Below are 5,770 nucleotides of genomic sequence, written 5' to 3' on the forward strand. Positions count from 1 at the left end.
TGATTTTTGATAATATCCTCCAACTTTTTACCAGCAGGAAGTTCAGTAAACACCCGATCGCCCGCCTTAGCACCTTCCAAAATCTGAATCTTGTTACCAATAGTCGAACCCACAGTCACAGGCATAAACTTCGGCTGCTGCTTCTCATCGGGAACTAGCACGCCAGTTTGACCTTTATTCGTCACAATTGCCACCGTGGGGACAACCAAAGCATTGCTGAGCTTTTGACCGATAAATCTCAAATCAACATTCATTCCCGACTGCAAGAAATCCTTGCCAGTATCGAGCGCAACTCGCACTTGAAACAGCGTCACGTCCCGTTCTTTAACTGCTTCCGGCGCAATTAACTTAACGCGGCCTTTAAACACTTGATCGGGATAAGCATCAGCCACAATTTCAACTATTTGACCCGGTTTAATTTGACTGATATCTGCCTCCGGCACTTTCGCCAAAACCTCCACATCTTTAGCCAAAGCGACAATCGATGTCGAAGTAGCCGAAGTAGCTTCCGATGCCGAAGTTGCCGGAGTTACAAAAGCTCCTTCAATCGCATATCTTTGGGTAATAACTCCGGCAAAAGGAGCGCGAACTTTCGTATCTTCTAACTGCACTTCTTGAAAGCGGACTTGAGCCTGAGCTTCGGCTAAATCAGCTTTAGCGGAAGCTATTTCTTCCGGGCGAGCGCCGTTTTCTTGGGCGGCCAATTGGCTTTTTGCTTCAGCAACTGCTGCTTCGGCTTTAGCAATTTCTTCTGGACGGTTGCCGTTTTCTAGTTGCGTTAATTTGCTTTTTGCTTCGGCAACTTCTGCTTCGCCTTTGGCAATTCCTTCCGATCGCGTGCCGTTTTGCAACTGCTTCAATGCTTGCTGCTCGACATCGACAGCAGCTTGCAGTTGCTTGATTTGCGACTTCCGGCTTTCTTGCAGTTGTTGCAGGCGTTTTTGGGATTCTGTTAATTTAGCTTGGGCAGTGCGATTTTCTTTGATCAATTCATCGAGTTTATCTTGAGCGAGGGCACCTTCTCGGACTAACGGACGGTTGCGTTCCACCCGTTGAGCTGTTAGTTCTGCTTGGGCTTTACTCGATTCAATTTGCGTTTGTGCTTGGGCAATTTCTTGTTTAACACTGCCGGTTTGAGCATCTGCTAAGCGAGCTTGAGCTTGGGCTAAACGAGCTCGCCCTTGGTTTACTTCTTCGATGCGGCTGCCTGCTCGCAGTTGCTGCAAATTAGCTTGAGCTTGGGCTAAACGAGCTCGCCCTTGGTTTACTTCTTCGACGCGGCTGCCTGCTTGGACTTGAGCCAGAGAGGCTTCGGCTTGCTCTAAGCGCGCTCGGGCGCTGGCGATGTCTTCCGATCGATTCCCGGCTTCAATTTTGGCAAGTTTGGCTTGCACGCTGGCTTCGCGGGCTTTAGCTTGAGCCAGTTGAGCTTCTACATCGCGGCTTTCCATCCGCGCCACGATTTGTCCTGCTTCGACTTTATCGCCCTGTTCGACAAATAATTCTGCGATGCGCCCGGAGCCTTTGGGGCTGAGATTCACGCGCTGTACCGGCTGCACCGTGCCGCTGGACGTGATCCGCACCGTGAGGTTTTGGGCTTCCACCGGCACTGTCATCGCGGCGATCGCATCTACTTTCGGCTGCGATCGAATTTTTGCTATATATATGGTAGTCGGTACAGCTAGCAACCCGGCTGCAACCAAGCCGATCGCCCACCGCTTCGGCTTCCGTGCGGGTTTCTTTGGAGACTGCTTTTGGGGGGTTTTATTATCTGCAATTTTGGTCTCTGGGGCCTTGGTGTCTGCAATCTTAGAATCTTCCACCTTGACCTGAGCAGTTTCCTCTTTAGGACTAACTATCATACCGACTTACCAGCTAATTTAATCTCAGGATTACCTTAAAGGTAAAATTTTTACGGATGCTTGGCATCGTCTTTCAGACTCATCCGATCGGGTGATTTTAAAAAAGTTCCCCAACCAGCACCTACAAACAATTATAGCAATTATTGCAACTTATTAAATAATGTTAAGTTTTTTTAGTCTCAAGATGTGGGCCCAAACTTCGATCGCGCCAAACTCAGTCTATGGGAAGGCTTTCTTTGGGGTGCGATCGACCGCGCGCTGGGTTGCGCCACAGTCATCGCAGGGCGATCGGGCAGTGCTAAGCTCGTAACGGCACAAGATCGAGAGGCTGACTCTCATAAACCCGGTTTCGCGATCGCCAAGCTTAAATCCTCAATACATCTGCCGCGAACCCGCAACAGGTTAAAATATTTGGCAAATCCGTTAAAAATGGAAAACAAAAAAATGAATCGTCCTCAAAGCGTTACTATTCTGGCAATCTTGCAGCTAATTAGCGGGATATTCAGTCTCCTTGACGGCTTGTTCATCTTGCTATTTGCAGGCATTTTTGGCGGTCTAGGTGCGGCTTTCGGCGGCGCAAAAGTTGGCACAGTAATCGGCGGCTTCATTGCAATCTTTGCTGCGATCGCTTTAATTATCGGGATTATTTCCTTAGTCTTAACTTGGGGTTTGTTTCAACTCAAAACTTGGGCTTGGACGGGAACATTAATTATTCATGTCATCGCCATTTTGGCGCAAATCGCTAAACTATTTGGCAGCGCAGGTGCAGCAGTTAATTTTTTAACTTTAGGTTTTGCAGCAGCTAGCATTTACTACTTGCTGCGGCCGGATGTTAAACAAGCGTTTTCTATTTGATATATAGAGCGTCTCTGATTTGTGAATAAGATTTTTTTTGTAAACCGCAGAGGCGCAGAGAACGCAGAGAAAGAGAGGCAAATAGAGAGGTTTAGAAATAGTTTCAGGATTGTTATTGGCTCTAATTAACGGTAGCGAATTCTTGGGTAGAAAAAAACATAGGAAATATCAACCGCCAGATTAATCAGTACAAAAGTTACAGATACAAACATTACTCCTCCTTGGAGAGAGAAACCAGATTTGGCAAACTCTGCGGATTGGTTGTCGGTCTTTTTTTTTTGAATTTAGGTTTTCCCACTTGGGGCCCTTTTCTATTGCTCTTGCAAACATCAAAAAAGTTTTTGTATGCCGTTGCTAAATGTCTCAAAGATTGTTGCAACGGAACGGAGGACACATCGTTTAACCATGCTCTTGATTCGGTCTTTTTTGAAACAGTTATACCATTTTGCTAAAGATGTGGATGAAGTGTTAGCCCCCCAAAGCATCGGGGGGGTTGAGGGGTAATATCTAGCGCTACTTTATGAAATTGGTATTAGCAGTGCTGACAACTGATTGTAGGTGGGCAGCTTGGCAGCAGATTTTCACAAAAATAAGGCATCATTCCAAACTACCCGAACACAACCAAATAGCTGAGACAAACTCTGCTTTTGTTGGTCGGTTGGAGAGAATCGATATTTAGGGTTTGCTTTCATTTATTTGTGAGATTTGTTACTCTCAATTGTCGGTCGAGCTACAAACAATATCAATCTGGTATTGCATCGAAAACAATAGCAAGAGAAGCCGTCCTATAAGGACGGGGTTTTCCAGCCAATTTTATAAATTCTACTCATATAAATAAAATTCTAAATTCCTCTTTCTCTCCCCTCTGCGATCTCTGCGTTCTCTGCGGTTCATTTCTCTTTCTCTGTACCAAGAGTGCGATCGGCGGTTTGTTGAAAAAAAATCTATAGCGGTTCTCAAAAAAGTGAAGTACGCACCAGCCTCCCGCACCCGCGAGCGAGGCCCGTTTCCGCGCTCCGGTATACCTCACAGCTAGGAAAAACGCTATAGTTTACTTCTTGAAATAGGATTGCTATGGGCGATCGCACCACAAGCCTACAACTCATAACTCTCTTCACCAATACTTCCGAGTTCCCCGATACCGAGAAACTCTTCATCCTCTGCTTCCTCAACAGCCAAATCAAAACTTTCAACCACAAACGGCAAACCCGCTGCCATCAAACCGCGCTGAATGCGATCGGGCGTTTCCTCAAACAACACAAATAGCGGATAAACAGCCTCAGCTTCATCGCTGTAAATATGTCTGTAGCGGTGCGGCATCACCCATTCGTAACCTTTATCCAGCCAAACCTGAGACTGCCGCCAGCGGCCTAGCAACTCAGAAAACTCTTCGCCCGGACGATGAATGAAAATCAAAATTTCCACTCCAATTTTCACTTTCCACTCGGGATCGCACATCAAAATCGCCAAGTCGCAGGGCAAACAAACCGCCTGCCCCGGCGATATGCTAGTCCCCCCGCTTCCCGCATACGAAACGCCGTCCCGCAAGCGCGCGATCGGCAAAGGAATGCTAATTAAACTTTCGTTGGCCCGGCGGATACTCGGAATCATTTCCATGTAAATCCGATATTTTTTCAGCAGGGCGATCGCAGCAGAAGATTCGCTGTACTCTGCTAGCAACGCCTCGTAATGTGATTGTTTGACAGACATTTTAAATTAAGTAATAGGTAATTACTCAACAGTCAACAGTTAACAGTCAACAGTTAACAGTCAACATACAACCGCCAACTGCCAACTGCCAACTCACTACTGACTATTTTTTACAGCTTCTGAAACACTGCGAACATCGGCAGATACATCGACAGCAAAATCGAACCTACGATAGCACCTACGACCACAATCATCAGAGGTTCTAGCATACTGGTAAGTCCTTTTACCGCTTCTTCAACTTCCGTTTCGTAAAAAGCGCCAACTTTCATCAGCATCTTGTCAAGTTCCCCAGTTTCTTCACCAATTGCCATCATTTGAATGGCCAAAGACGGAAAAACAGCTTGTTCTTGCAAAGCAATACTGATCATGCCGCCGCTTTGAATTTCCTGTCTCGCATATTCGATCGCATTTGATATCGCCTGATTCCCGGCCACGTCTCGCACAATTTCCAGCGAATTGAGAATCGGCACGCCCGATCGCGTCAGCGACCCAAATATCACGCAAAACCTAGCCACAGCAGATTTTTCGATTAAATCTCCAAAAATCGGCAACTTCATCGCAATCCTATCAATCTGCAGGCGACCAATTGGAGTTTTGTAGTACATATCGAAGGCGATTTTGAGCGCTACAATCACCCCAATAACTGTCACCTGTTGGATCGGAGGCCAAGCCGTACAAAATGCACTAATTCCCAACATAAACACCGTAAAAGCCGGCAAATCCGCACCAATATCCTTAAATATTTTAGCGAAAGTTGGCAGCAAGAATATAGTCATTGCGAAAAAAATCACGATCGCAATAAAGAACACAGTCTTCGGATAAGACATCGCCGACTTAATTTCCGCCTCCGTCTTGTGATTCTTTTCCATCATCAGCGCCAGACGGTCTAGAGTTTCATCTAGCACCCCCCCGACTTCTCCCGCCGCCACCATACTGATAAACAGTTGGTCAAAAACATCAGGAAACTTAGCCATCGCCTCTGCCAAGTTTATCCCTTCCTGCACGTCAGCATTCATGCTCCTGAGCGCTCGCTTCAACTTAGCATTAGAACACTGCTCGTGCAGCACGGAAAGGCATCTCACGATCGCCACCCCGGCATTAAACATAGCCGCAAACTGACGAGCAAAAATAGCCATATCCTTAACAGTAAGACTGGTAAGGTTATACTCGATTTGCTCCTGAATCGCACTGAAATCAAAACTACCTTTCGGTTTTTCGCGGACAACGTTGGTAGCCACAGCTCACCTCTGAAAATTTATTAAAAATTAGTTGTTAGTTGTTAGTTGTTAGTTGTTAGTTGTTAGTTGTTAGTTGTTAGTTGTTAGTTGTTAGTTGTTAGTTGT

At 46.2% G+C, this 5,770-nt stretch carries 5 protein-coding genes; 1 reads left to right on the plus strand and 4 read right to left on the minus strand.

Annotated features, from left to right (window positions below):
* Window positions 1–1,862 (minus strand): efflux RND transporter periplasmic adaptor subunit (locus WBA89_RS21945; protein WP_424409436.1); only part of this gene is annotated, 1,862 nt, incomplete at its 3' end.
* 186 nt (window positions 1,863–2,048) lie between these two features.
* Here WBA89_RS21945 and WBA89_RS21950 point away from each other — a divergent pair.
* On the plus strand, window positions 2,049–2,717 hold the full coding sequence (locus tag WBA89_RS21950) for a hypothetical protein (protein WP_424409438.1): 669 nt from the start codon (window positions 2,049–2,051) through the stop codon (window positions 2,715–2,717).
* A gap of 581 nt (window positions 2,718–3,298) precedes the next feature.
* Here WBA89_RS21950 and WBA89_RS21955 read toward each other — a convergent pair.
* The 3 genes from WBA89_RS21955 to WBA89_RS21965 form a co-directional block, all read right to left on the minus strand.
* Window positions 3,299–3,409, minus strand: coding sequence for a helix-turn-helix domain-containing protein (locus WBA89_RS21955; RefSeq protein WP_424409440.1), 111 nt, complete (start codon window positions 3,407–3,409; stop codon window positions 3,299–3,301).
* Between the two features lie 403 nt (window positions 3,410–3,812).
* A complete protein-coding gene (locus WBA89_RS21960) occupies window positions 3,813–4,427 on the minus strand; it encodes a hypothetical protein (protein ID WP_424409441.1) in 615 nt (204 codons plus the stop codon).
* 110 nt (window positions 4,428–4,537) lie between these two features.
* Window positions 4,538–5,665, minus strand: coding sequence for a type II secretion system F family protein (locus WBA89_RS21965; protein ID WP_424409442.1), 1,128 nt, complete (start codon window positions 5,663–5,665; stop codon window positions 4,538–4,540).
* Window positions 5,666–5,770 lie beyond the last annotated feature (105 nt).

The organism is Microcoleus sp. (genome assembly GCF_049646505.1).
Taxonomy (GTDB): Bacteria; Cyanobacteriota; Cyanobacteriia; order Cyanobacteriales; family Microcoleaceae; genus Microcoleus.